The sequence below is a fragment of the Bordetella genomosp. 1 genome, assembly GCF_002261335.1.
GTDB lineage: Bacteria > Pseudomonadota > Gammaproteobacteria > Burkholderiales > Burkholderiaceae_B > Bordetella.
The window spans coordinates 70,766-91,351 of sequence record NZ_NEVL01000004.1 but is presented as its reverse complement, the minus strand read 5'-3'; the positions used below and the strand labels follow the sequence as shown (position 1 = coordinate 91,351).

General features: G+C 68.7%; 26 protein-coding genes. 12 read left to right on the top strand and 14 right to left on the bottom strand.

What is annotated here, in order from left to right; genetic code table 11:
- From CEG14_RS17370 to CEG14_RS17345, 6 genes are all read right to left on the bottom strand, one after another.
- Positions 1-363 (bottom strand): hypothetical protein, encoded by a 363-nt coding sequence (locus CEG14_RS17370; RefSeq protein ID WP_094827679.1) that lies wholly within the window; start codon positions 361-363, stop codon positions 1-3.
- The gene (locus CEG14_RS17365; protein WP_094827678.1) at positions 360-1,187 is read right to left on the bottom strand and encodes an isocitrate lyase/PEP mutase family protein; all 828 of its coding nucleotides are present in this window, start codon (positions 1,185-1,187) and stop codon (positions 360-362) included. The genes CEG14_RS17370 and CEG14_RS17365 overlap by 4 nt, the downstream gene beginning before the upstream one ends.
- Before the next feature lie 95 nt (positions 1,188-1,282).
- Positions 1,283-2,878, bottom strand: a complete 1,596-nt coding sequence (locus CEG14_RS17360; protein WP_094827677.1) for a GGDEF domain-containing protein — start codon at positions 2,876-2,878, stop codon at positions 1,283-1,285.
- Between the two features lie 174 nt (positions 2,879-3,052).
- Positions 3,053-3,778: a hypothetical protein gene (locus CEG14_RS17355; protein WP_094827676.1), complete on the bottom strand. Its 726-nt coding sequence runs from the start codon at positions 3,776-3,778 to the stop codon at positions 3,053-3,055.
- A 187-nt stretch (positions 3,779-3,965) separates the two neighbouring features.
- Complete coding sequence (locus tag CEG14_RS17350) at positions 3,966-4,640, bottom strand: HD domain-containing protein (RefSeq protein ID WP_094827675.1); 675 nt, start codon at positions 4,638-4,640, stop codon at positions 3,966-3,968.
- Positions 4,641-4,862: 222 nt separating this feature from the next.
- The gene (locus CEG14_RS17345) at positions 4,863-5,195 is read right to left on the bottom strand and encodes a DUF4148 domain-containing protein (protein WP_094827674.1); all 333 of its coding nucleotides are present in this window, start codon (positions 5,193-5,195) and stop codon (positions 4,863-4,865) included.
- Between the two features lie 396 nt (positions 5,196-5,591).
- On the opposite strand from CEG14_RS17345, the gene CEG14_RS17340 reads away from it, so the two are divergent.
- Entirely contained in the window at positions 5,592-6,149 is a 558-nt protein-coding gene (locus tag CEG14_RS17340; protein WP_094827673.1) for a DUF4142 domain-containing protein, read from the top strand.
- A 237-nt stretch (positions 6,150-6,386) separates the two neighbouring features.
- Here the strand turns inward: CEG14_RS17340 and CEG14_RS17335 are convergent, their stop codons facing one another.
- A complete protein-coding gene (locus tag CEG14_RS17335; RefSeq protein WP_094827672.1) occupies positions 6,387-6,662 on the bottom strand; it encodes a hypothetical protein in 276 nt (91 codons plus the stop codon).
- Positions 6,663-6,834: 172 nt separating this feature from the next.
- On the opposite strand from CEG14_RS17335, the gene CEG14_RS17330 reads away from it, so the two are divergent.
- Complete coding sequence (locus tag CEG14_RS17330) at positions 6,835-8,712, top strand: ABC transporter ATP-binding protein (protein WP_094827671.1); 1,878 nt, start codon at positions 6,835-6,837, stop codon at positions 8,710-8,712.
- 33 nt (positions 8,713-8,745) lie between these two features.
- On the opposite strand, the gene CEG14_RS17325 is transcribed toward CEG14_RS17330, so the two are convergent.
- From CEG14_RS17325 to CEG14_RS17310, 4 genes are read right to left on the bottom strand one after another with little or no spacing between them, the layout of a single operon-like run.
- Positions 8,746-9,996, bottom strand: a complete 1,251-nt coding sequence (locus CEG14_RS17325) for an MFS transporter (protein ID WP_094827670.1) — start codon at positions 9,994-9,996, stop codon at positions 8,746-8,748.
- A complete protein-coding gene (locus CEG14_RS17320) occupies positions 9,993-10,481 on the bottom strand; it encodes an Atu1372/SO_1960 family protein (RefSeq protein ID WP_094827669.1) in 489 nt (162 codons plus the stop codon). Before CEG14_RS17320 ends, CEG14_RS17325 begins: the two co-directional genes overlap by 4 nt.
- Positions 10,478-11,407 carry a glycine betaine ABC transporter substrate-binding protein gene (locus CEG14_RS17315; RefSeq protein WP_094827668.1) on the bottom strand — a complete coding sequence of 310 codons (930 nt, stop codon included), beginning with the start codon at positions 11,405-11,407 and terminating at the stop codon, positions 10,478-10,480. Before CEG14_RS17315 ends, CEG14_RS17320 begins: the two co-directional genes overlap by 4 nt.
- The gene (locus tag CEG14_RS17310; RefSeq protein ID WP_094827667.1) at positions 11,404-11,883 is read right to left on the bottom strand and encodes a VOC family protein; all 480 of its coding nucleotides are present in this window, start codon (positions 11,881-11,883) and stop codon (positions 11,404-11,406) included. The genes CEG14_RS17315 and CEG14_RS17310 overlap by 4 nt, the downstream gene beginning before the upstream one ends.
- A gap of 154 nt (positions 11,884-12,037) precedes the next feature.
- Between CEG14_RS17310 and CEG14_RS17305 the strand changes: the two genes are divergently transcribed.
- Together CEG14_RS17305 and CEG14_RS17300 are read left to right on the top strand one after the other, a co-directional pair.
- Positions 12,038-12,709 carry a TetR/AcrR family transcriptional regulator gene (locus CEG14_RS17305; protein ID WP_256985814.1) on the top strand — a complete coding sequence of 224 codons (672 nt, stop codon included), beginning with the start codon at positions 12,038-12,040 and terminating at the stop codon, positions 12,707-12,709.
- 165 nt (positions 12,710-12,874) lie between these two features.
- On the top strand, positions 12,875-13,486 hold the full coding sequence (locus tag CEG14_RS17300) for a low affinity iron permease family protein (RefSeq protein ID WP_094827666.1): 612 nt from the start codon (positions 12,875-12,877) through the stop codon (positions 13,484-13,486).
- Positions 13,487-13,492: 6 nt separating this feature from the next.
- On the opposite strand, the gene CEG14_RS17295 is transcribed toward CEG14_RS17300, so the two are convergent.
- Positions 13,493-13,963 (bottom strand): Lrp/AsnC family transcriptional regulator, encoded by a 471-nt coding sequence (locus CEG14_RS17295; RefSeq protein WP_094827665.1) that lies wholly within the window; start codon positions 13,961-13,963, stop codon positions 13,493-13,495.
- Between the two features lie 157 nt (positions 13,964-14,120).
- Here CEG14_RS17295 and CEG14_RS17290 point away from each other — a divergent pair, with 157 nt between their 5' ends.
- The 3 genes from CEG14_RS17290 (at position 14,121) to CEG14_RS17280 (ending at position 16,223) form a co-directional block, all read left to right on the top strand.
- A complete protein-coding gene (locus CEG14_RS17290) occupies positions 14,121-15,041 on the top strand; it encodes a DMT family transporter (protein WP_094827664.1) in 921 nt (306 codons plus the stop codon).
- 190 nt (positions 15,042-15,231) lie between these two features.
- Positions 15,232-15,825: a BPSL1445 family SYLF domain-containing lipoprotein gene (locus CEG14_RS17285; RefSeq protein WP_094827663.1), complete on the top strand. Its 594-nt coding sequence runs from the start codon at positions 15,232-15,234 to the stop codon at positions 15,823-15,825.
- A gap of 116 nt (positions 15,826-15,941) precedes the next feature.
- Entirely contained in the window at positions 15,942-16,223 is a 282-nt protein-coding gene (locus tag CEG14_RS17280; RefSeq protein ID WP_094827662.1) for a CsbD family protein, read from the top strand.
- 138 nt (positions 16,224-16,361) lie between these two features.
- Here CEG14_RS17280 and CEG14_RS17275 read toward each other — a convergent pair whose 3' ends face one another.
- Complete coding sequence (locus tag CEG14_RS17275) at positions 16,362-16,544, bottom strand: hypothetical protein (RefSeq protein WP_094827661.1); 183 nt, start codon at positions 16,542-16,544, stop codon at positions 16,362-16,364.
- 773 nt (positions 16,545-17,317) lie between these two features.
- Between CEG14_RS17275 and CEG14_RS17270 the strand changes: the two genes are divergently transcribed.
- The 5 genes from CEG14_RS17270 to CEG14_RS17250 all read left to right on the top strand — a co-directional run bounded on the left by CEG14_RS17270 (position 17,318) and on the right by CEG14_RS17250 (position 20,112).
- On the top strand, positions 17,318-17,542 hold the full coding sequence (locus CEG14_RS17270) for a hypothetical protein (RefSeq protein ID WP_094827660.1): 225 nt from the start codon (positions 17,318-17,320) through the stop codon (positions 17,540-17,542).
- Positions 17,543-17,701: 159 nt separating this feature from the next.
- Positions 17,702-17,914: a hypothetical protein gene (locus CEG14_RS17265; protein ID WP_094801752.1), complete on the top strand. Its 213-nt coding sequence runs from the start codon at positions 17,702-17,704 to the stop codon at positions 17,912-17,914.
- Between the two features lie 178 nt (positions 17,915-18,092).
- Complete coding sequence (locus CEG14_RS17260) at positions 18,093-19,196, top strand: AGE family epimerase/isomerase (protein ID WP_094827659.1); 1,104 nt, start codon at positions 18,093-18,095, stop codon at positions 19,194-19,196.
- A 122-nt stretch (positions 19,197-19,318) separates the two neighbouring features.
- Positions 19,319-19,534 carry a hypothetical protein gene (locus tag CEG14_RS17255; RefSeq protein WP_094827658.1) on the top strand — a complete coding sequence of 72 codons (216 nt, stop codon included), beginning with the start codon at positions 19,319-19,321 and terminating at the stop codon, positions 19,532-19,534.
- 248 nt (positions 19,535-19,782) lie between these two features.
- Complete coding sequence (locus CEG14_RS17250) at positions 19,783-20,112, top strand: hypothetical protein (RefSeq protein WP_094828257.1); 330 nt, start codon at positions 19,783-19,785, stop codon at positions 20,110-20,112.
- 3 nt (positions 20,113-20,115) lie between these two features.
- Here the strand turns inward: CEG14_RS17250 and CEG14_RS17245 are convergent, their stop codons facing one another.
- The gene (locus CEG14_RS17245; RefSeq protein ID WP_094827657.1) at positions 20,116-20,532 is read right to left on the bottom strand and encodes a Rieske (2Fe-2S) protein; all 417 of its coding nucleotides are present in this window, start codon (positions 20,530-20,532) and stop codon (positions 20,116-20,118) included.
- Between the last annotated feature and the right edge of the window lie 54 nt (positions 20,533-20,586).

Below are 20,586 nucleotides of genomic sequence, written 5' to 3'. Positions count from 1 at the left end.
TCAGGCCGCGGGCACGGGGCGGTTCGGGAACACGTTGAGCGAGAGGATCTCGTCGGGGTGCGCGGTCATGAGCAGGCTGACCATGCGGCCGTGCAGGATGCCGAACAGCTGCCAGTTGAGCGGCTCGTTGCCCGGCAGCAGATCGAGCAGCAGCAGTTGGCCGGTGCGCATCGTGCCCACGAAATAGGCGCGCTTGTCGTACTCGCCGGTCTTGGGGGCGTAGAAGACCTTGGTGGCGCGTTCGCTGTCGTCTTTCTTCCAGGTGCCGTCGCCGGCCACGGCGCCGTCGTCGATCCGGCCCATGTTGTCGCGGATGGTCTGCCACAGGGCGCGGGCGTCGGCGGTGTGCACCACTATCGTCATCGGGCGTTCTCCGTTGCGGTTCTGAACAGGCTGTTGATCTCTTCGTAGGCGCCCGCGCCGCGCACCAGCGGTTCGCTGCGACCATCGGCCAGGAAGGCCGACACCAGCGCACCCGCCTGCAGCCAGAGCGCCTGCGGCACCAATGATCCCATGCTCACGCGCCGCACGCCGAAGGCGCCCAGTTCGCCGACCGGCGGCAGCCCGGGCGTCGCGGCCAGAGACAGCGCGAGCGGCGTGCCGTCGGCCACGCTGCGCATCTCGAAGGTGTCGGTCAGCCCCAGCACGAACAGGCCATCGGCGCCGGCGGCCTCGTATTGCGCCGCGCGGCGCAGCACCTCGGCCACGCGCTCGCCCTGCGGGACCAGGTCGCGCGCATAGACATCGGTGCGGGCGTTGATGAACAGGGGCACGCCGCGCGTCTCGCCGGCATGGCGCGCGGCTTCGATCTTGCGCGCCAGCAGGTCGGGCTCGCTGGTGCCGTCCTGGATGTTGATCGCGATCGCGCCGAGGTCGATGAAGCGGGCCACCGCCTCGCCCACTTCTTCGGGCGTGCGGGAGTAGCCGCTTTCGATGTCGACCGAGATCGGGATCCGGATCACGCGCGCGATCAGCGCCACCTGGGCCAGGTAGAGGTGCATCGGCACGGTATTGCTGTCGGGGTAGCCCAGCGACCAGGCCACGGCGGCGCTGCTGGTGGCCACCGCCTGGGCGCCCAGGCTCTCGATCTGCGCGGCGCTGCCGGCATCCCAGACGTTGGGCAGGCGCAGCGGTTGGGCTTGCTGGTGCAGCTGGCGAAACACGGCGGCTTGCAGACTCGCGGACATGGCGTCTCCGTGGGGCCTGCCGGTGCTGCGCGAGGCGGCCCTGCTGTGGGGTGCGCACAGGGCCGGTTCACACTGAAGGGCGCCGCGCACCGGCGCTAGTGTATTGCCGCCTCGCTTTCCGTGGTGGGCTCGCACTCGATTCGGTTGCGGCCGAGCTGTTTGGCCCGATAGAGTGCGGCATCGGCGCAACGCAGGGTGCGGCCCTGATGGTCGGCGGCGCCGTCGCAATAGGCCACGCCCACCGAAATCGTGACCCGGCCGGCGCCCGGCGCCTGCGCCTCGACCGCCTTGCGCAGCCGCTCGGCCAGCTGGCACGCCTCCTGCAGGCCGGTCTCGGGCAGCAGGATCAGGAACTCCTCGCCGCCGGTGCGGCAGCAGAGGTCGCCGCCGCGCACCAGGTTGACCATGATGCGGGCCAGCCGCCGCAGCACCTCGTCGCCCTCGGCGTGGCCGTAGGTGTCATTGACCGCCTTGAACCGGTCGGCGTCGATCGCGAGCACCGAGAACGGCCGCCGCATCGTCTGCCACTCGCGCAGCGTGGCCTGCAGGCCGCGCCGGTTGAGCAGGCCGGTCAGGCCGTCGGTGAGGGTGACGCGATTGAGCGAGCCGATGCGTTCGTGCAGCACGGTCAGGGCGGTGAGGGCGGCGCGGCGCAGCTGGCGCACCTCGAAGTACCAGGCGCGCACGCCCTTGACCTGCTGGGGGACCTCCGGCGCCTCGGCGGCCTGCACGGCGTTGGCGAGATCGCGCAGCGGCTTGGAAATCAGGTAGGCCAGCCACCAGATCAGGGCCAACGCCACGATGGTCATGGGCAGGAGATGCAGGAACATCGTGCCCATCAGCGCGCCGGCCGGCGCCAGCGCGGCCGCCACCGGCCGCTGCGCCACGACGCCCCAGCCGGAGACGCCCACCGGCGCGTAGCCCGCGAGCATGGGCACACCGCGGCTGTTGATCAGTTCGCGCGCGCCGGCCTCGCCGCGCAGCACGGCCTCGATCACCACGTTGCCGTTGACCACCTCGCCCACGCGGTCCTGCTGCGCGTGGTAGAGGATGCGGTGGTCCTGGTCCACGACGTAGAGATACGAGCCGTCGCGGTAATAGTGCACGCCGAGCAGGGTCTGGAGCACGCTGTTCTGCTGCAGGTAGATGGTGCCGGCCACGTAGCCCTGGTAGCTGCCGTCGCCGCCGCGGATCGGGTAACTGATGTGGATGAGGAGGTTGCCGGCGGCCGACATGTAGGGGCGGCTGATGACCGGCGCCTGCGCGTCGAGCGCCTCGCGCGCGCCAACGGTGGAGAGCAGGGTGCCCACCAGGCGCTGCGAAATGCTCTCCGGCATGGCGGCGCGCACGCGCCCGTCGGAGCCCACCACGATGGTGGAATTGAAGGCCTGCTGCGCGTCGCGCAGCCGCGCCACCTCTTCGTTCAGGCGCGCGCCGTCGTCCATCGTATCGCCCAGCAGGCCGGCGCTGTAGGCCAGCCGCTGCTGCGCGGTGGTGAGGAACTGTTGGGTGTTTTCGGCGAGCTTGGCCGCGTAGCTGCGGTTGGCCTCGAGGGTGGCCTGCAGCAGCACGTCGCGCTGGATGCGGTACGTGGCCTGCACGCCATTGATGAGGGTGAGCACGGCGCTGACCACGGCGAGCGCCAGGATCAGTCGCAGCAGGTCCAGACGGAACAGCGACTTCAGGCGCATCGGCACGCGTCCTCGCTATGTGTGTCGGGGAAAAGGCGCCCTCATGATAAAGGGCATCCCGGCCGGCTTGCACGCATTTTCCGTGCCTGACCGGCCGTCCCTGACCGGCCGGTCAGGCGGGGCTGGTGAGGCGCGGCCGGTGAGGTACGGCCGGCCAGGCGCGGCGGGTGAGGTTCAGCGCGCGGGCAGGTCGGGCGTGAAGGTCAGCATGCGGTCGGCCTTCTGGCCCATGAACGATTTGAAGGCCGCGGCGGTCTTGGGCGCCGCCTTGCCCAGCACGATCACGTAGGCCACGTTGGGGCCGCGTCGCATCACGGCAACGATGCCGGCCGGATGGGTCTCGCGTTCGCCCTCGGCCGCCGACCAGGCCTGCACCTCTTCCTGCCAGCCCTTCAGCCCGTCGAGCGGCTTGAGCTGCAGGGCCTGCTTGAGCGAGTCGTCGCGCAGCTCGGTGCCGGTCTGGCGGAAGCGCGCGCGGGCCTGGGTGGCGTCGCGGTTGACGATCACGCCGGAGACGAGGATGAGGCCGCCGGTGTTCTGGTAGGCGTAGTTCAGCGTGTAGGGGCCGCCATCGGGCGGCCAGTTCTCGCGCACGTCGTTGACCTCGACCTTGCCCTGCTCCAGCGCAGGCAGCGCGTCCTTGGCGTCGGCGTGCAGGAACGCGGCCGCGTCGCGGGCATTGACCAGCACGTCGGCCGAGGCGTTGACCGCATTGAACGGCGCCATATGCGGCTCGGGCCGGTGGGGACGCTCGGCCCCGGGCTGGCCCGGGGCGCCCGCGGCGGCCGGCGCGGCCTGCGCCAGGGCCGGGCGCGCGCCGGGCGGGACGGTCAGCAAGAGGGTCAGGGCGGCGGCCAGCGTGGCGGTGGCGGTCTTGCGGGGCGATGGGTTGCAGGTCAATCGGTTGCAGGTCGACGGGTTGCAGGTCGACGGGTTGCGGACACAACGAATTTTCAGGAGCGGCATGGCGCGGGGCACGGCGGGCAAACCGTCATTGTGCGCCCGGTCGGGGCCGCGGCCAAATCGCCGCGCGGCAGGGGCCGGCCGAGCAGGCGCGACGGCCGGTCGAGCCGCTCGGGCGCAGGATTCAGGTCGGCAGGTCGGGGGCGGCGCCGGTCCACTGGGCGGCGAAGCCGTGGCGGAATGCCTGCATCCAGTCGAGCCGCGCCTGGCCGAGCGTGCGCGCGGCCTCGGTCTGCATGGTGGCCGGCAGGCGTGCCAGCTTGACCTCGATATGATCCAGCGTGTAGCGGGCGTCGTCGAGCGGGCGGTCGCGCGCCAGCGGATCGTCGGGATGCGCGATCGCGCGGCCGAGCGTCGCGCCGATGTGCAGCATGCGCGCCAGGCCCACCGGGCCGAGCGCATCGAGCCGGTCGGCATCCTGCACGATCCTGGCTTCGAGGGTGCGCGGCGCGATGCCGGCCGAGAAACTGTGGGCCGCGATGGCGTGTCCGACCGCATCGAGCCGCGACGCCGGAAAGCCCGCGTCGCGCAACGCCGCACAGGCCTTGTCCGCCGCAAGCGTCGATGCGCGGGCGCGATCCGGATGGTTCTTCGGCAGGTTCACGAGGTCGTGCAGATAGGCGGCCGCCATCACCACGAGCGCGTCGGCCTCGGCATGGTGGTCGAGGAGCGCGCGGGCATTGCCCCACACGCGTGTGAGGTGGGTGATGTCATGCGCGGCGTCGCCGTCGGGCTCGGCCGCGGCGAGGCGGCGCAGCACGGGCTCCCAGTGGGCGAGCAGGGCGGCGGTATCTTGCATCGAGCGAAACTCCTGTGGCGGGCGCCCAGCTTACGGCACGCCTCATCCGCGCGCAAAAAAGGAAACGCCGGCGCAGGGCGCCGGCGTTCGTACCGCACCGGGTGTGTTGCGAGACCCGGCTCTTGCCCCCAGGTATACAGCGGACCTGGGTCACTGCCCCGGGCGCGTGCTGCCTTCCCGGTTCCTGCCCGGACCCCCGATACGGCGGGATCCGGTTCCTGCTTACTTGACGGGCGGGTAGTCCAGCTCGCCGAAGGTGTAGGTGCCGTTCGCCTTGGCCTGGGCCAGTTCGGCGCGCACTTGCTCGCGGGTCACCGCGGTGCCGCGGTCGGCCTGGACGGCCGGGTAGGCTTCGCTTTCGCCGAAGGTGTAGGTGCCGTTGGCCTTCGACTGGGCCAGCTCGGCCTGCACTTGGTCACGGCTGGCGGCGCTGGCGTCGACCTGGCCGTACACGCCCTGGAACGGGACGTTGTTCGGCTCGATGTTTTGCGAGGCCAGAGCACCGGTGCTCAGGACAGCCATCGATAGGAAAAGGGCGCTGGTAAGGGTCTTCATGGTTTATTCCTCCGTTTCTCTTGGATCTGGGATCCGGACCCGGCGGTACATCCGTCGCAGTTCGTTGTGTGTTTCCCAATGACTGCATTGTGCATGTGCATTGACTAGGGATAAACCCGGTATTCCTGAAAAGATTATTCCACCAGACGATGTAATCAGAAGAATAAGTCATTAAGCTCCATTGTATGGCAAAGTGGTGTCCTTATGTTTCAATCGGTTGACACGTCACGATTGATCCCGTCAAAAATTGGGGACAAAATTGGACATCCCCACGCCGGGCACCGACGGCGACGATCTGTCACCGCCCCGGCCCGCGCAGGGCGCTAAGCTGGTCCTCATTGCGTGCCTGCCGGCGCGCTTCGACATCCCTCTGGTGCAAGAAAGGAGGCAGCAACCATGAACAGGTTTGGACGACATTGGCGCGCGCTGACGCTGGCGGGCGTGCTGGCCGGAGCGGTAGGGGCCTTATCGACCACGATGGTGGCGCCGGCGGCGGCCGCCGACGCGCTGGACGCCGCCGACCGGGACTTCATCGAACGCGCCGCCCAGGGTGCGCGGGCCGAACTGGCCGGCAGCCAGCTCGCCAGCGAGCGGGCGCAGAGTGCGGCCGTCAAGGCCTATGCCGAGCAGACGCGTCAGACGCTCACGCAGGCGCTCGACGGCCTGGACGCACTGGGCAAGCGCAAGGGCGTGACGGTGCCCGACGCGCCCTCGTTCAGCGGCAACGGCAAGCTGGCTGCGCTGGCCGAACAGGAGGGCGTGGAGTTCGACCGGGCCTACGCCCTGCGCTTTGGCGTGGTGGCGCACCAGGATGCATTGACGCTGTTCGCACGCACCGCGCTGCAGGGCAAGGATGCCGAGGTGCGGGCCTATGCGCAGGAGCGCATGCCGGCGCTGGAGGCGCAGCTCAAGGCGGCGCAGGCCTTGCAGGATCAGGTCGACCTGGGCAAGTGAACCCCGCACGCGGCACGCGGGGCTCGGCAAGCGGGCGCGCTTGCCGCTAGAATGCAGGCTTGCCGCCATTTGCCGCAAAGGAGGTCCGCGATGCCCATCACAACCAACAATCGTGCCGCGACGCTGTCGCCGGTGCATCTGGTGCGCGGACTCCTGCTGCCTCATGCGACGGTCGCGCCGCGACCGTCGCCGGCCCCAGTGCGTCGGGGCCGTAAAACGTAAATCCCGAGGCAGGGATCAGTTGCGCGGCGCCAGCGGCTTGCTGCCCGCCGTTTCCAGGTAGGCATTGACCGCCAGCGTCACCTGCGCCAGCGTGGCGCCGGTCAGGGGCTGCCCATCACCGCTCACCATCAGGCCTTCGGTGGACTGCAGAAAGGTCGCCACGAACTGTTCGCGCTGTTCGGCGGGCTGGGTGGCGATCAGGCTTTGCAGCACGGCTTCGGCCACGGCCTGCTTGGCCGCGATGCTCTGGATGGCCTGTGCAAGGGCGATGAGTACTTCCTGGTTATCCATGGTGATCCCGCGCCTGCGCGGCGCATAGTTGAAAACGAAAACCCGAGTGTACGGGCAAGGCCGCCTTCCGCGTCCGCGCCGTGCATCGGGCCGGGGCCCCGGGGCCCCGCAATCCGCAGGGCAGGATCCCTGCGCAATGGAGAGTGCCGCGCGTGGCGCGGCCAGCAGTCATATGGCCAGTAAACAATCGATGTTCCGCGGCCAGGCCTTCAAGGAGGTCCTGGGCTTCACCTTCAAACACTGGGCGCGCCAGCCGTTGCGCATTGTCGCGATCGCGCTGCTGGCGCTGGCCGCCGCCGCCGCCGACGTGGCGACGCCGCTGTTCGCCGGACGCCTGGTCGACGCGGTCGCCTCGGGCGTGGCGGCCGACGAGCTCGCCTGGCAGGCGGCGCTGACGGCGTTCATGACGCTGGCCGCGCTCGGGCTCACCGGCACGCTGCTGCGCCAGGGCGTCTACATGAACATCATCCGGCTCACGCTGAAGATGATGAGCGACATCGCCTCGCACGCGTTCTACCGGGTGCAGCGCTTTTCCAGCGACTGGCACGCCAACAGCTTCGCCGGCTCCACGGTGCGCAAGATCACGCGCGGCATGTGGTCGCTCGACCTGCTCAACGACACCTTGCTGATCGCCTTGCTGCCCTCGGTGGCGATGCTGGTGGGCGCCACGCTGATGCTGGGCGCGCACTGGCCCATCATGGGCGTCGTGGTGGGACTGGGCTCGGTGGTGTACGTGAGCGTCACCGTGTTTCTGTCGCTCGCCTACGTGGCGCCGGCGGCGCGCCTGGCCAACGCCTGGGATACCCGCATGGGCGGCGCGCTGGCCGACGCCATCAGCTGCAACGCGGTGGTCAAGGCCTTCGGTGCCGAAGACCGCGAGCAGCGCCGCCTGGGCTGGGTGGTCGGCAAGTGGCGCGCGCGCACCCAACGCACCTGGGTGCGCGGCACGCTCAACGGCGGCGTGCAGGGGCTGATGCTGGTGCTGATGCAGGTCGGCATGCTGGGCGCCGCGCTCTATCTCTGGGCCTCGAAGCAGGCCAGCGTGGGCGACATCACCTTCGCGCTCACCATGTTCTTCGTGCTCGAGGGCTATCTGCGCGACGTGGGCATGCACATCCGCAACCTGCAGCGTTCGGTCAACGACATGGAAGAACTGGTGGCCCTGGAGCGCCAGCCGCTGGGCGTCGAAGACGCGCCCGGCGCGACGGCGATCCGCATCGGCGCCGGCGAGATCCGGTTCGAGAACGTCACGTTCCGCTATGGTCCGCGCAGCTCGCCCCTCTACGAGAATTTCTCGATGCGCATCGCGCCCGGCGAGCGGGTCGGGCTGGTGGGCCATTCGGGCTCCGGCAAGACCACCTTCGTCAAGCTGATCCAGCGCCTCTACGACATCGACGGCGGCCGCATCCTGATCGACGGCCAGGACATCGCCACCGTGCGGCAGGGCTCCTTGCGCAGCCAGATCGCGATCGTGCAGCAGGAGCCGGTGCTGTTTCACCGCACCCTGGCCGAGAACATCGCCTATGCCCGGCCCGGCGCCTCGCGCGCCGAGATCGAGGGCGCGGCGCGCCTGGCCAGCGCGCATGAGTTCATCGCGCGCCTGCCGCAGGGCTACGACACGCTGGTGGGCGAGCGCGGCGTCAAGCTGTCCGGCGGCGAGCGCCAGCGCGTGGCGATCGCCCGCGCCTTCCTGGCCGACGCGCCGATCCTGATCCTGGACGAGGCCACCTCGAGCCTGGACAGCGAAAGCGAGATGCTGATCCAGCAGGCCATGGAGCGCCTGATGGAAGGCCGCACCACGCTGGTGATCGCGCACCGGCTCTCGACCGTGCGGGCGCTCGACCGCCTGCTGGTCATGGCGCACGGCCGCGTGATCGAGGAGGGCACCCACGCCGAGCTGGTGCGGCGCGACCAGGGCCTGTATCGCCGCCTGTTCGAGCGCCAGGCGCTCGAGCTCACGCGCGGCCTGGCGCTGGCCGACGGCGAGGACGAGCTCGACGCCGAAGACCTGGCGGAACCGGTGAGCGGGCCCGCGCCCTGGAATCGTTGAGCCGCACGGGGCGGGCCGCCCGCCCCGTGCGGCTCATTGCAGCGTCTGCGGCGCGTAGCCACCGCCGCGGCGCTGCCAAGCCCACACCGCGCCGAAGATCAGGATCAGGAGCGCCGGCAGCACGCTGAACTGCAGGAGTGCCTGCTGCGTGTCCGAGCGGTCCATGATGCGCCCCAGCACCGGCATCGCGACCATCACCGACAGCATGCCGGCGCCGCCGACGAGATTGAGCAGCAACGCGCCGCCGCGGGGGAACTGTTCGCTCGTGAGCGCCAGCATCGTCGGCCAGAAGAAGGTTTTGCCGACGCCGAACAGGGTTGCGCCCAGCAGCGCGATGGCGCCGGCCTGCAGGCTGTTCGGATCGAGCAGCGCGAGCGTCATCAGGCCCGCCAGCGCCAGCGCCGCGCTGCAGGTCAGCACCGAGAACGGCGAGAGCCGGTGCAACAGCCAGCCGGCCGCGTACTGGCGCAGCACGAACATCAGGCCCGCGGTGTAGACCAGGAACAGGATCGACCCATGGCTCAGCGCGGGCAATATGTCGGCCATGATCTTCGCGAACCACTGGTCGGGCGCGAGCTCGGTCGCGGCGGTCAGCCACATCACCGCGAACAGCAGGATGAAGGCCGGACGGCGCGCCTCGCGCAGCATCTGCATGCCGCTGATCTGCGCATGGACGCGCTCGGAGGCCGGATACCGCAGGGGCAGGATCAGGTAGAGATAAGCCAGGACGGGCAAAGCGACGCTCGCCAGGCGGACCTGCCAGCCGAGCCCGAGCCGGGCGAGCGTCCAGGCCGTGAGCCCACCCACGATCAGACCGCAGGGCCACCACGCGTGCAGCTTGTGGAGCATGCGCCGCTTGTCGTGGCGAAATAGCGTGGCGACGAGCGGGTTGGTCACGCCTTCGACGGCCCCCTGCGCGATGCCGGTCACCAGAAACCCGAAATACAGCAGGGTGGGGCCGGGAGCGTCGAAGACATGGACGGGTGAGGCGGCGCCGACGGCCGGCGCCGGCGCCCACAGGATCAGCGCGATCCCCGCCAGATATGCGGCCGCCGAAAACACGTGCAGCCGTTTCATGCCGACGAGATCCACGATCAGGCCGCTTGCGATGATGCCGAGCGTGAAGCCCCAGAATGCGGAGGACATGGTCATGCCGATCATGGCGTTCGACAGATGGTACGCGTCGGCGACGGGTTGCAGCACGTCGGCCCGGATCGAGAACATCATCGAGGTGGTCATGATGGACAGGCAGCTGGCGATGAAGAGACGGTGGGAGCTGGTCATTGGGCCTCCGGGGCGGGATCGATCTGGGCAAACAGGTACACCAGGCAAACACTGTCCAGCGGCATGACCGGATTGGTCCAGATCATGCGGGTGTGGCGGCCGCGTTCCGCGAACACGGCGGCGATCAGGTCGGAAGCGCCGTCCAGCGCTTCGGGATGGCGGGTGTAGCCGTCCACGACATTCAGCACGCCCTCCAGGCGGTAGATCTGCCGCACCCGCCACAGGTCGCCCACCGCGTCTTTCAACTGCGCGATCGCATTGAGTGCGGCCAGGCGGCACGCCGCGTAGCCCTGCGCGTGGTCGAGCTCGCGGCCGAGCCGGCCCCGGTACTGCAGGTCGCCGCCCAGCCATGGGAATTGCCCGGAGGTCATGAAGGTGTCGCCGACGATGGTCCAGGGCAGGTAGTGCCCCAGGGGCGGCGCGAGCGGGGGCAATTGCAGCGATAGCGCCGCGAGCCGGGTTTCAGGGGAGACGGGGGTGTTCATCGCAGACCTCCTTGGTCTTGCAGCCGGTGGGCGGGCGCGGGCGGACGGAGGGCGGCAGGCGTGGCCGCCCCGTCAGGCGCGTCTGCAGATAGCCACGCGGCGAGGAGCTCGGGATGGGCTGCGAGCCAGGCTGCGGCGGCCTGGTCGGCCGTCTTCGCCTCGCGGCTGATCGCATGGTCGAGCTGGGCCACGATGGGATTCGACAGCCGGATGCGGTCGAGCACGGCCAGGTGCGCGGCGGGCAGGGCCGCCACGCGGTCTTCGCGGGCCAGCAGCACCGCACGGTCGGTGCCGCCGAGCAGGCCGAGCGGATCGCGCAGCTCGCGGATGCTGTGGCGGGCGTGCAGGAACTGTGGGTGCCATAAAGGCACCACGATCCATTGCCCGGCCGCGCTGGCACGCTCGAAGGCGGTGAAGCATTCCTCCTGGGTGCCGGTCTGGAAACGGTAGCCGGCGTCGCTCAGGCCATACGCCTGCATCATCCGGATCGAGAAGCGGGTGATGCCGGCGCCCGGGCCGATGCCCTGGATCAACGGGATCATGCGGCTGCGCACCTCCGGCTTGAGCAGGTCCGCCACCGCTGCAACGACCTCGGCGGGCACGTAATCGGGCACGCCCCAGAGGGCGTAGGGTTCGTAGTGCAGGCCGAACGCGCGGGTGCGCACCACTTCTTCGACGCGCTGCCGGTAGACGCCGTGGCTGGACGGCAGCCAGGCGGATGCCACCATGTCGACGGCACCGCTGCGCAGTTGCGCAAACGCCTCCTCGTGCGGCGCGAAACTGCGGCTCACCTCGTGGCCGAGCCGGCGCAGGACCGCGCAGACCACGGCGGCGGTGGCTCGGTGGAAGGACAAGTCGATGACGCCGAGGTGGATCGGCCGCGGCGCGGCTCCCGGGGGGGCCTGGGTGGGACGCGGGCCGTTCATGCCGTCATCTCCGGCGCATCGAGTCGTTCGCCCACGACCCGGTCGTCGGGCGAGAAGGGGAAGATGAGCTCGATCGTGATGCCGTTGGGATCCTCGAGGAACACCTGGTGCTCCGCCACGTCGGGCACGACCCGTTCGCGGAAGGGCTGCCCGCACGCCAACAACCTCTCTTGCATCGAGGCCAGTCCGCTCGCCCGCAGCGAGATGTGATCCAGGCGGCCTGCGCCCTTGCAGGTGCCCTTGCCGGCGCCGTTGCCCGTATCGCGCTGCCCGAGGTAGGCGATCAGTTCGGCCTGGCCTTCCGGCGCGCCGACCAGGTGCAGGATCGGGCGGCCGTCCGCGTACAGCCAGGCGCCGGGGAACGCGAATCCGGGACGCTGCCCATGCGCCAGGCCAACGACCTCGTGATAGAACCTGGCGCTGAGCTCGACGTCCGGCGTGCGGATGGTGAAATGATCGATGCCGAGGATTGTCATGTGATGTCTCCAGAAGAAATCACTCGAGCGCGGGGGGTGTGGCGGCCGGTCGGCAGACGCGCGTCGAACCGGGCCTTATTTATCGAGTGATAAAAAAATTATCAGTTGATAAATTGCTACCATCAATGGGCCGGCAGTGGCGCCAGGGGAAAGCATGATGAAAGTCACCAAGAATTCGGACCGAGTCGATGCGGTGACCCGCCGCGTGAACCTGTCCGCGGCGGACCGGGAGACTCAGATCGTTGACCGCGCGATCACGCTGTTTGCGCAAAAGGGGTTTGCCCTCACGACGCGCGAGCTCGCCGCCGGCCTGAACGTCACCCAGCCGCTGCTGTACCGCTACTTTCCGAGCAAGCAGTTATTGATCGAGAAGGTCTACGAGCGCGTATTCCTGAGCCGCTGGGATCCGGCCTGGGAACGGATGCTGGCAGATCGCAGCGTGCCGTTGCGGCAACGGCTGGTGAGTTACCTGACGGATTACACGCGGGCCATCCTGCATGGCGAGTGGGTGCGCATCTTCCTGTATGCGGGGCTGCAGGATCCCACGCTCAACCAGCGCTACCTGAAGCTGCTCCATGAGCGCGTGTTCGCGCTCATCATCAAGGAGCTGCGCCACCACAATGGCGAGACCGGCCGGCTGGGCACGCGGCAGAGGATGCTGGACACCGAGGTGCTTTGGGGCTTCCACAGCAGTTTCTTCTATATGGGCGTGCGCAAGTGGGTCTACCAGTTGCCGGTACCCGACGATCTGGACGAAGTCATCGGCCACCGGGTGGATGCGTTCTTGAACGGCGTATCGCGCGGGAAGGGTGCGGCGGCCGAATGAGCCGGGTGGCATGCACCCCGCTGGTCGAGCCGGCGGGAGGGCTTGGGCGGCAGGGAGACGACCTGCCGGGCCGGACCGGGCTTTCGGCCCGGGCACGCCGGATGCTTGTGCAGGGGGATGCCGATGGCTATGTTGGAGGCCGTCGTGCCGCCACGGAGGAGCCCCATGAACCGCCCAAATCCCAATGGAGAACCGCAGCCGCCGAGCCGTCCCGACCCTGTGCGCGTGCTGCGCGGACGCAAGGCATCGCGTGGGCCGGCCTGCCGGGCCCCCGCACGGGGGCGAGGCGGTCGCGAGACCAGGCGCGACGCGCCGGGCGAAGGGCAGGGCAACGGCGATCGCACCGCGCCGGCCGCGGGCGGCCAGCGCAAGCACGGCCACTTCTTCGACCGGTTCGCGCGGACCGTCACGCGCTGGACGGGTTCGCCGATTGCCTTCGGCCTGGCGCTGGCCGCGATCGTGGTGTGGTGTGTGACCGGTCCGGTCTTCGGCTATTCGGAGACCTGGCAACTGGTGGTCAACACCGGCACCACGATCATCACCTTCCTGATGGTGTTCCTGATCCAGCAGAGCCAGAACAAGGACAGCCAGGCCGTGCACCTCAAGCTCGACGAGCTGCTGCTGGCGCTACGCGGCGCCGACGACAGCCTGGTGGACGCGGAGGACCTCGACGAGGACGAGCTGCGGCGGCTCGCCAGCCACTACGAGCAGATGTCGCGCCACGTGCAGGGCCGGCTGGCGCGCCTGGGCGGCGAGCCGGAGCGCGGCGCCGACTGAGCGCGTTCAGGACAGCGGCACGGCGGTGGTATAGAGCACCTGCTTGAGCGCGAAGCTCGACCGGATGCTCGCCACGCCGGGAATGCGCGTGATGTGCTCCACGATCAGCCGCTCGAGCGCGTCCACGTCGGGCACCAGCGCGCGCACCAGATAATCGGCGTCGCCCGACATCAGATAGCACTCCATGATCTCCGGCAGCACCGCGATCTCGCGTTCGAACACGTCGAGCGCGGCCTTGCGCTGCTTGTCCAGCGAGATCGAAATGAAGACGTTGACCTTCAGGCCGAGCTTGCGCGCGTTGAGCAGCGTGACGCGACGGTCGATCAGGCCGTCGGCCTCGAGCTTGCGGACCCGCGCCAGGCAGGGCGAGGGCGACAGATTGACCCGCTGCGCCAGCTCGACATTGGTGAGGCGGGCGTCGCGCTGGAGTTCGTTCAGGATTCGTATGTCGGTGGCATCCAGGGAGATGTCCAGCATATCGTGCCTTTCTATTGAGTTAAAACGATTCGGCTGTGCTGTTATAGGGCTGCCTGGCAGTGTATTGCAGCTACAAGTGCGGCGCCACCCCCGATAGACTTTGCGCTCGTATCCTGGGCCGTATCGGACGGTCCGCAAACGCGTTCGGTAGTCTTCGATGGCACAGCAGCAAAGTGTGTGGGGCAGGTTCGGTCCGTTGGTCGGGGCCGTGGCGATCTGGGGCGGCAACTGGCCCGTGATGAAACTGGGGCTGGGCCACATGAGCCCGCTCTGGCTGGCGGCCAGCCGCTTTGCGTCGGCCGCGCTGCTGAGCGTGGTGGTGCTCGCCGTGCTGGGCCGGCTGCGCCGGCCCACGCGTGCCGAATGGCCGCTGGTGGCGGGCGTCGGCCTGCTGCAGATGGGGGCCTTCACGGCCCTGGCGCTGTGGGCGCTGCAGTATGTGCCGCCGGGCCGCGCGTCCATCATTGCCTACGCCACCTCGATCTGGGTGATCCCTTTGTCGTCGCTGCTGCTGCGCGAACGCCTCAACGGCGTGCAGTGGGTCGCCACCCTGCTGAGCTATGCCGGCATCGGCGTGATCGTGGCGCCGGCGTTCTCGCCCTGGCAGCCCCAGCTCGTCGTCGGGCTCGCCATGCTGCTGGGCGCGTCGTTCGCCTGGGCCTGCAACATCATTCAGTTGCGCGCACAACGGCATGTGCGGCTCGGCGCGGAGATGATTCCGTGGCAGACCGCCGTCGCCACCGTGCCGCTCCTGGCGCTGGCCTGGCTGCATGACGGCGCGCCGGCCTTTCTCGCGGACGCCGCGGTGTGGCCGCTGATCGCCTACACCGGGCCGCTCGCCACCGCGCTGACCTTCATCGTGGTGCTCGGCATGACGCAGCGCATGCCGCCGGTGGCCACCTCGATTGCGATGCTGTGCGTGCCGCTCATCGGCCTGCTCATCTCCGCCCTGGTGTTTCAGGAGCGCCTGTCGGGCGACCTGATCGCCGGCCTCGCGCTGATCGCGGCCAGTGTGCTGGTGTCGGCGCTGGGCGGACGCCTTCCGCGCCTCGGCGCGCTGGCGCGCAGCGCCGCCTGACGGGCGGCTGTACATCAGGATGTCATCAGAATGTGACGGCACACGGCCGGAAAGTGTGCCCGCGTGTAGCAGGCACGCGGCTTGCAGACACATCCGGTAGTTTTTGCAGCGCTAATGTCGCCGTGCTGTAGTGGATTGGCACAAAGGGCTTGATAAGGTTGTTTCACACACAACCACAGGGAGAGCCCCCATGTTCAAACACAATTCCGGTCTGCGCCGTGGCGGTCTCGCCGCCGCAACCGTTGCCCTCGCCGGGCTGGTTTTCACGGGTTGCACGACCACCAAGCCGCACGACACCGGCACGGCGACCAGCCAGCGCCAGGAGATCAACTCCAGCGCCGACGCCGCACTGAGCAAACTCTACCAAGCCTCGCCGCAGGCCAAGGAACTGGTCCAGCGCGCCAAGGGCGTCCTGGTGTTCCCGTCGGTCGTGAGCGCCAGCTTCGTGGTCGGCGCCCAGCACGGCAAGGGCGTGTTGCGCGTGGGCGGCACCAACGCCGGCTACTACAGCACCACCGCCGGTTCGGTCGGCTTCCAGGCCGGTGCCCAGTCCAAGGCCGTCATCCTGCTCTTCATGACCCAGGACGCGCTCGACAAGTTCCGCAACAGCAATGGCTGGACCGCCGGCGCCGACGCTTCGGTGGCCGTGGCCAACATCGGTGCGAATGGCCGCATCGACACCAACACCGCGCAGCAGCCGGTGGTGGGCTTCGTGCTGAACAACATGGGCCTGATGGCCGGTGTGTCGCTCGAAGGCGCCAAGATCAACAAGCTGGATCTCTGATCGGCCTGTGATCGCCACAGCCGTCCGCATGGCGGGCGGCTTGCAAGGGCGGCGTGCCGCGCCGGCGCGCCGTCGCAACACTCCCGTCGCCGGGCGGGACCAGAAGGAGAGATGCAATGAGCGTGGATCGTGCAGCAGGAAAAGTGAAAGAACTCGTGGGCCGCGGTGAGGAAGCGTTCGGAGATGCGTTCTCCGATTCCGACGCGCGTCTGCGCGGCGTGGCCCGCCAGGTCGAGGGCAAGGTGCAGAACGCCTACGGCGCCGTGGCCAACAACCTCGATGACGTGGCCGACTCGGTGACGACGCTGGTGCGCCGCCATCCCGTGGGCGCCGTGCTCGCCGTGGGCCTGGTGGCCTATCTGCTGGGCCGCGTGCGCGGCAGCTTCGGTCGCGACTGAACCCGCGCGACGCAAGAAAAAACCCGCCAGCCGGCGGGTTTTTTCGTTGAGGCCACGGACGGCGCCGCGATGCGGGCGGTGCGCAGCGCCAGCCGTGCGCGATGCGCAGCGTTGCGGGCGCTCGGGGCCCCGCCAGACTCACTCGAAGCTTTGCATCAACAGAATGCTCACGGGCAGGATGAGCAGGAAGGCGAACGTGGATCCGCCCAATGCGGCCGACACGCGCGCTGGCGTCTCGCTTCCGGCGAACCGGATGGTTGCCACCAACAGGGCCACGATGGCCAGGATCACCAACAACGAACAGACTGCGACATAGGTCATGTTGCCTCCGACTTCACCCGAGGGGATGAATGGTTCTGATGCGGATCGATGCCTGATGCTTGTGCTGCTGTGCTGCTGTCGAACCCAATCTACGCCCCCCTGCGACAATTTGTCGCTAGGGTTTTCCAGGGGGCGGCGGGGTGGCAGAAACCGGTTGCGGCCGCAACATTGCCCTGCAGCACGGGCGGGCGCGCGAGCTGCGACGGGGCTCGCGCGGCAACGAAGGCGGACGCGCTTGTGCGCCGCGCAACGCGCGGCGAGGCAACGGCTGGTCACACTTTGCATGGGGTTGCGCCGGTCAGGGCGACGGGCGAGTGTCGGCACACGGCAACGCGCGCCAGGCCCGACGGGTGTGCAGGCCCCGTGTAGCGCGCCGGTGCGTTTACCCGCATTAAGAAGGCCGTGCGGCTTGCCGTAGACCAGACAAGGGGCCGCGTCGCGCCCGTTGATGCAAGCATGCCGGCATGCGACGTGCGAACACGGCCAAGGGGGGGCGCTGGAGCGGTGAGTGACGAGGTAGCGATGCGTGGCAGTGCGCGGGGCGCGACCATCGATGCGCGAAGGCGGGGCACAAATGAAGAGCGCCCCAGCTCGCGGATGAGTCTGGGGCGCTCTTGCCGGCCCACGCACGCATTGGGTGTCAGCGGCTCCGGCAAGTTCAATTTATTGCTGTGGCCATGCGCGTGCAAGCAGAAAATTGTTTCAGCCGATCACGAGCGGCGCGACGGGGGCATGGTATGTTCTACGCTGATCACATAGAGGTATAAGCGTTCATGGCAAGCCCCCAGATTCAACAAGGTGAATTGGCCTATTGGCTGCAAGTGCTGGCCGAGCACCAACAGGGGCGAGGCCTGGAAACCGAGGTGCCCGAGAAATTCATCGAAGCGCTGATTACGCTGCGATGCATAAGCAGATCCGAAGACGGCCAGCTGGTGTTGACGGAGAAAGGCAAGCTGGCATTGCACATGGAGGGGCCGGGCGCAATCCACCGGCAATAGGTTCACGCATCGCTGAACACACTGTTGCGGGTTGCGTGCCAATAGCGGTTGAACTTGCAGGCATTGGGACAGTCCAAGTAGTAATGGCGGCGATTTGACCGCCACGAACATGCGGGCCATCCGGCTCGTGTGCAGCAGTAATTCGACTGGGAGGACGCCATGCAGCATCGTGACCAGGAAGTACTGATCGACGTATCGACGGCAGCCATGGACACTGGCGGATACGGGGTCTTGCTCACCGTGACCGCCGAGGGCGGTACCGAGGTCGACGCAGCCTTTTCTTACCTGGGCGCCTGCGACTCGCTCGACGAGGCTCGCAATCGCGCCGAGGCCTTCGCGCAGGATTGGCTGCGCGAAAACATCTACCGCTGACCATCTTCCCACCCCATCAGGAATGCCGCGTTCGCGCGGCATTCTTGCTTTTGGGCCGGCGCCAGTCGCGGCGCCCGGCGGTGCGCGGCGATCTGCGGTATCGTGCCGGGTATGCGCGCCGCCCACGCCTTTGGCGGCCGCGCCCGTCGTTCCCGAACCTCGCGAGTCGCGCCTTCGTATGCCTTCCGCCTTGCCCCTCTCCGCCGCTGCACCGCTCGCGGCAGCGCTCCGCCAACACTACGCCGAGATCATCCTGCCGGTCTGGCAGCAGGCCGGATGGAACGACGCGCTCGGGCTGGCGCACGAATCGCTCGATGGCGTGACCGGCGCCGCATTGCCCGACACCCGTTATCGCGCCATGGCCTGCGCGCGCCAGCTCTACGTGCATGCGGTGGCACCCGGCGCCGCGGCCGCCGCGCACGCGGCAACGCTGTTCGCCTCGCTGCAGCAGCGCTTTCGCAATCCGCAGGATGGCGGCTGGTACTACAGCATCGATGCGGCGGGCGCGCCGCTGGATACGACGCAGGATCTCTACACCCACGCCTTCGTGGTGTTTGCCTGCGCCGCGTGGCTGGCCCGCAGCCAGAACCCCGCGGCGCGCGAGCTGCTGCTCGCCACCGCGCAGAACATCGAGGCGCAGTTCCGGCGCGCCGACGGCCATTACGTGGCGGCGCTGTCGGCCGACTGGCGCGCGGTGCTGCGCGGGCCCGAGCAGAACCCGGTGATGCACCTGACCGAGGCTTATCTGGCCGCGGCCGCCGTGGCGGAGCCGGCCTGGTTCGCGCAGCAACTGCGGCGCGTGGTGCAGGGCGTGGCGGATCTCTATCTGCACGCGCCCGCGCTGTGCGTGGCGGAGGCGCCGCTGGGCACGCCGTCCAACCGCATCGAGCCGGGCCATCAGTTCGAATGGTTTGCCTTGCTCGACAGCGCGCCCGACGTGTTTGCCGGGCTCGAGCTCGAGGCCGCGATCGCGCGCGGCGCGGCGTGGGCGCGCCAGCATGGCGTGCGCGCCGACACGCATGCGGTGGTGGCGGCCCTCGATCTGGACGGCGCGGTGCGCGACCCGGTCGAGCGCGTCTGGGCCCAGACCGAATACACGCGCTACCTGGCGCTCATCGGCGACGGGCACGCGCTGACGGCGCAACTCGGCGCGTTGCGCGCGCGCTTTCTGCATGCGCGTGGCTGGCACGAATGCCTGGACGCGGCGGGGCAGGTGGTGCGCCCCGACATGCCGGCGACCACGCCCTATCACTTCGCGACCGGATACGCGGCGCTGCCCTGAGCCGGGCGGCACTGTTACTTTAAAGTCGCACTGCGTTACTTTCGCGGTCGTAAAACGTTACCGCAACAGCTGATGGGTCGAAATCCCTTACAATTTGGCAATTATTGTGAAGGGAGCGAGCCATGAGTGTGATGTGTCCTGCGTGCCAGGCGATTTACCCTGGGCAAGCGGGTGTGCAGCCGCACCACCGTATGGGGCACCAAGGTTTCACCAGCCCGACCCAGAAGGGTCGCGAGGAAAACCGTGAAGACCATTTCCGTTGCATCGAGTGCGGCGCGAAGTGGTTGCGTGAAACCGACAAGTGGGGCGTGGACCTGGGCTTTCGCCTGGCACCCTGACAAGCCTGATGCGCGGGCAGCTTGCACGTTGGGCTGCCATCGCATCCGGCTTGGGTTGCGCCCACCGCATCGCGCGATCCGCGCCGCGCAACCAGCCCCCTCCCCATGATCCATGCCTGCCGGCCACGCGTAAGCGTCGGGCCGGCATTGTCGTTGGCCGCTCGCCTGCGCGCCATTAAGTTTGCCCGGCTGCCTGCCGTTAAGCATGGATTACGGCGTGGCCGGGCATGTGGTGGACGGAGGGCGTGATGGCGGAGAAAGTGATCAACGATTTCGCACTGGTGGCCTATGCGGTGCCGCCGGAGCACGGATCGCCGCCGCGTGCCTTCATCGAAAGCCGCCGCGTGCCGCCCAAGGCCGATCCCAAGGCGCAGAAGGCGGCCGAAGCGGCGGAGGGCGAGTCCGCGGAAGACGCGGAACTTGTGGCCGCGCCCGAACCGGAAGAGCCCCTGGTGTTCGAGATCTTCGTCACTCGGCGCTTTCGCAGCACGGTGGAGGCGATGTCGGCCGCGCGCAACGCGCTGGACCGGGTGCGCAGCGTGGACGAAGAGGGCGTGCCCGACCCCTTGCCCGAGTGAACGTCAGGCGGGCGCCGCCGCGTCGGGCGCCGGTGCGTCGGCCTTGACCGGCTGGATCTTGCCCGCGGGCAGCCAGTAGACGGCGCGGCCCTGGGCCTCGTCGCGTTCCTCGACCTGCAGTGCCGTGAGCTTGCTGCCGCGGCAGGCCCCGCCGGCGCACAGGCCGGTGTCGGGGTGATAGGTGGCGCCGTGCCAGGCGCACATGATGAGCGCGCCGTCGCGCGTGAAAAAGCTGTTTTCCCAGTCCATCTCGACGCCGACGTGCGTGCAGCGGTTCAGATAGCCGAACACGCGATCCTGGTAGCGCACGAAGAACACCGTGGTTTCGTGGGTGCCGTCGGTGGCGGGCACCTTCACGCCGAGCCCGCCGTTGACGAGGTCGGCGGCGGCACAGACGCGCTGGGCGGGGGTATCGGACATGGCAAAACCGGCGTGGGAAAAGGAACAGACGCCAGTGTACCGGCTGGATGATGC

Excerpts from the sequence above, each read along its gene's own strand:
- CEG14_RS17370 (WP_094827679.1), bottom strand. The coding sequence starts at position 363 with ATGACGATAGTGGTGCACACCGCCGACGCCCGCGCCCTGTGGCAGACC.
- CEG14_RS17365 (WP_094827678.1), bottom strand. The coding sequence starts at position 1,187 with ATGTCCGCGAGTCTGCAAGCCGCCGTGTTTCGCCAGCTGCACCAGCAA.
- CEG14_RS17360 (WP_094827677.1), bottom strand. The coding sequence starts at position 2,878 with ATGCGCCTGAAGTCGCTGTTCCGTCTGGACCTGCTGCGACTGATCCTG.
- CEG14_RS17350 (WP_094827675.1), bottom strand. The coding sequence starts at position 4,640 with ATGCAAGATACCGCCGCCCTGCTCGCCCACTGGGAGCCCGTGCTGCGC.
- CEG14_RS17345 (WP_094827674.1), bottom strand. The coding sequence starts at position 5,195 with ATGAAGACCCTTACCAGCGCCCTTTTCCTATCGATGGCTGTCCTGAGC.
- CEG14_RS17340 (WP_094827673.1), top strand. The coding sequence starts at position 5,592 with ATGAACAGGTTTGGACGACATTGGCGCGCGCTGACGCTGGCGGGCGTG.
- CEG14_RS17335 (WP_094827672.1), bottom strand. The coding sequence starts at position 6,662 with ATGGATAACCAGGAAGTACTCATCGCCCTTGCACAGGCCATCCAGAGC.
- CEG14_RS17330 (WP_094827671.1), top strand. The coding sequence starts at position 6,835 with ATGGCCAGTAAACAATCGATGTTCCGCGGCCAGGCCTTCAAGGAGGTC.
- CEG14_RS17325 (WP_094827670.1), bottom strand. The coding sequence starts at position 9,996 with ATGACCAGCTCCCACCGTCTCTTCATCGCCAGCTGCCTGTCCATCATG.
- CEG14_RS17320 (WP_094827669.1), bottom strand. The coding sequence starts at position 10,481 with ATGAACACCCCCGTCTCCCCTGAAACCCGGCTCGCGGCGCTATCGCTG.
- CEG14_RS17315 (WP_094827668.1), bottom strand. The coding sequence starts at position 11,407 with ATGAACGGCCCGCGTCCCACCCAGGCCCCCCCGGGAGCCGCGCCGCGG.
- CEG14_RS17310 (WP_094827667.1), bottom strand. The coding sequence starts at position 11,883 with ATGACAATCCTCGGCATCGATCATTTCACCATCCGCACGCCGGACGTC.
- CEG14_RS17305 (WP_256985814.1), top strand. The coding sequence starts at position 12,038 with ATGATGAAAGTCACCAAGAATTCGGACCGAGTCGATGCGGTGACCCGC.
- CEG14_RS17300 (WP_094827666.1), top strand. The coding sequence starts at position 12,875 with ATGAACCGCCCAAATCCCAATGGAGAACCGCAGCCGCCGAGCCGTCCC.
- CEG14_RS17295 (WP_094827665.1), bottom strand. The coding sequence starts at position 13,963 with ATGCTGGACATCTCCCTGGATGCCACCGACATACGAATCCTGAACGAA.
- CEG14_RS17290 (WP_094827664.1), top strand. The coding sequence starts at position 14,121 with ATGGCACAGCAGCAAAGTGTGTGGGGCAGGTTCGGTCCGTTGGTCGGG.
- CEG14_RS17285 (WP_094827663.1), top strand. The coding sequence starts at position 15,232 with ATGTTCAAACACAATTCCGGTCTGCGCCGTGGCGGTCTCGCCGCCGCA.
- CEG14_RS17280 (WP_094827662.1), top strand. The coding sequence starts at position 15,942 with ATGAGCGTGGATCGTGCAGCAGGAAAAGTGAAAGAACTCGTGGGCCGC.
- CEG14_RS17275 (WP_094827661.1), bottom strand. The coding sequence starts at position 16,544 with ATGACCTATGTCGCAGTCTGTTCGTTGTTGGTGATCCTGGCCATCGTG.
- CEG14_RS17270 (WP_094827660.1), top strand. The coding sequence starts at position 17,318 with ATGGCAAGCCCCCAGATTCAACAAGGTGAATTGGCCTATTGGCTGCAA.
- CEG14_RS17265 (WP_094801752.1), top strand. The coding sequence starts at position 17,702 with ATGCAGCATCGTGACCAGGAAGTACTGATCGACGTATCGACGGCAGCC.
- CEG14_RS17260 (WP_094827659.1), top strand. The coding sequence starts at position 18,093 with ATGCCTTCCGCCTTGCCCCTCTCCGCCGCTGCACCGCTCGCGGCAGCG.
- CEG14_RS17255 (WP_094827658.1), top strand. The coding sequence starts at position 19,319 with ATGAGTGTGATGTGTCCTGCGTGCCAGGCGATTTACCCTGGGCAAGCG.
- CEG14_RS17250 (WP_094828257.1), top strand. The coding sequence starts at position 19,783 with ATGGCGGAGAAAGTGATCAACGATTTCGCACTGGTGGCCTATGCGGTG.
- CEG14_RS17245 (WP_094827657.1), bottom strand. The coding sequence starts at position 20,532 with ATGTCCGATACCCCCGCCCAGCGCGTCTGTGCCGCCGCCGACCTCGTC.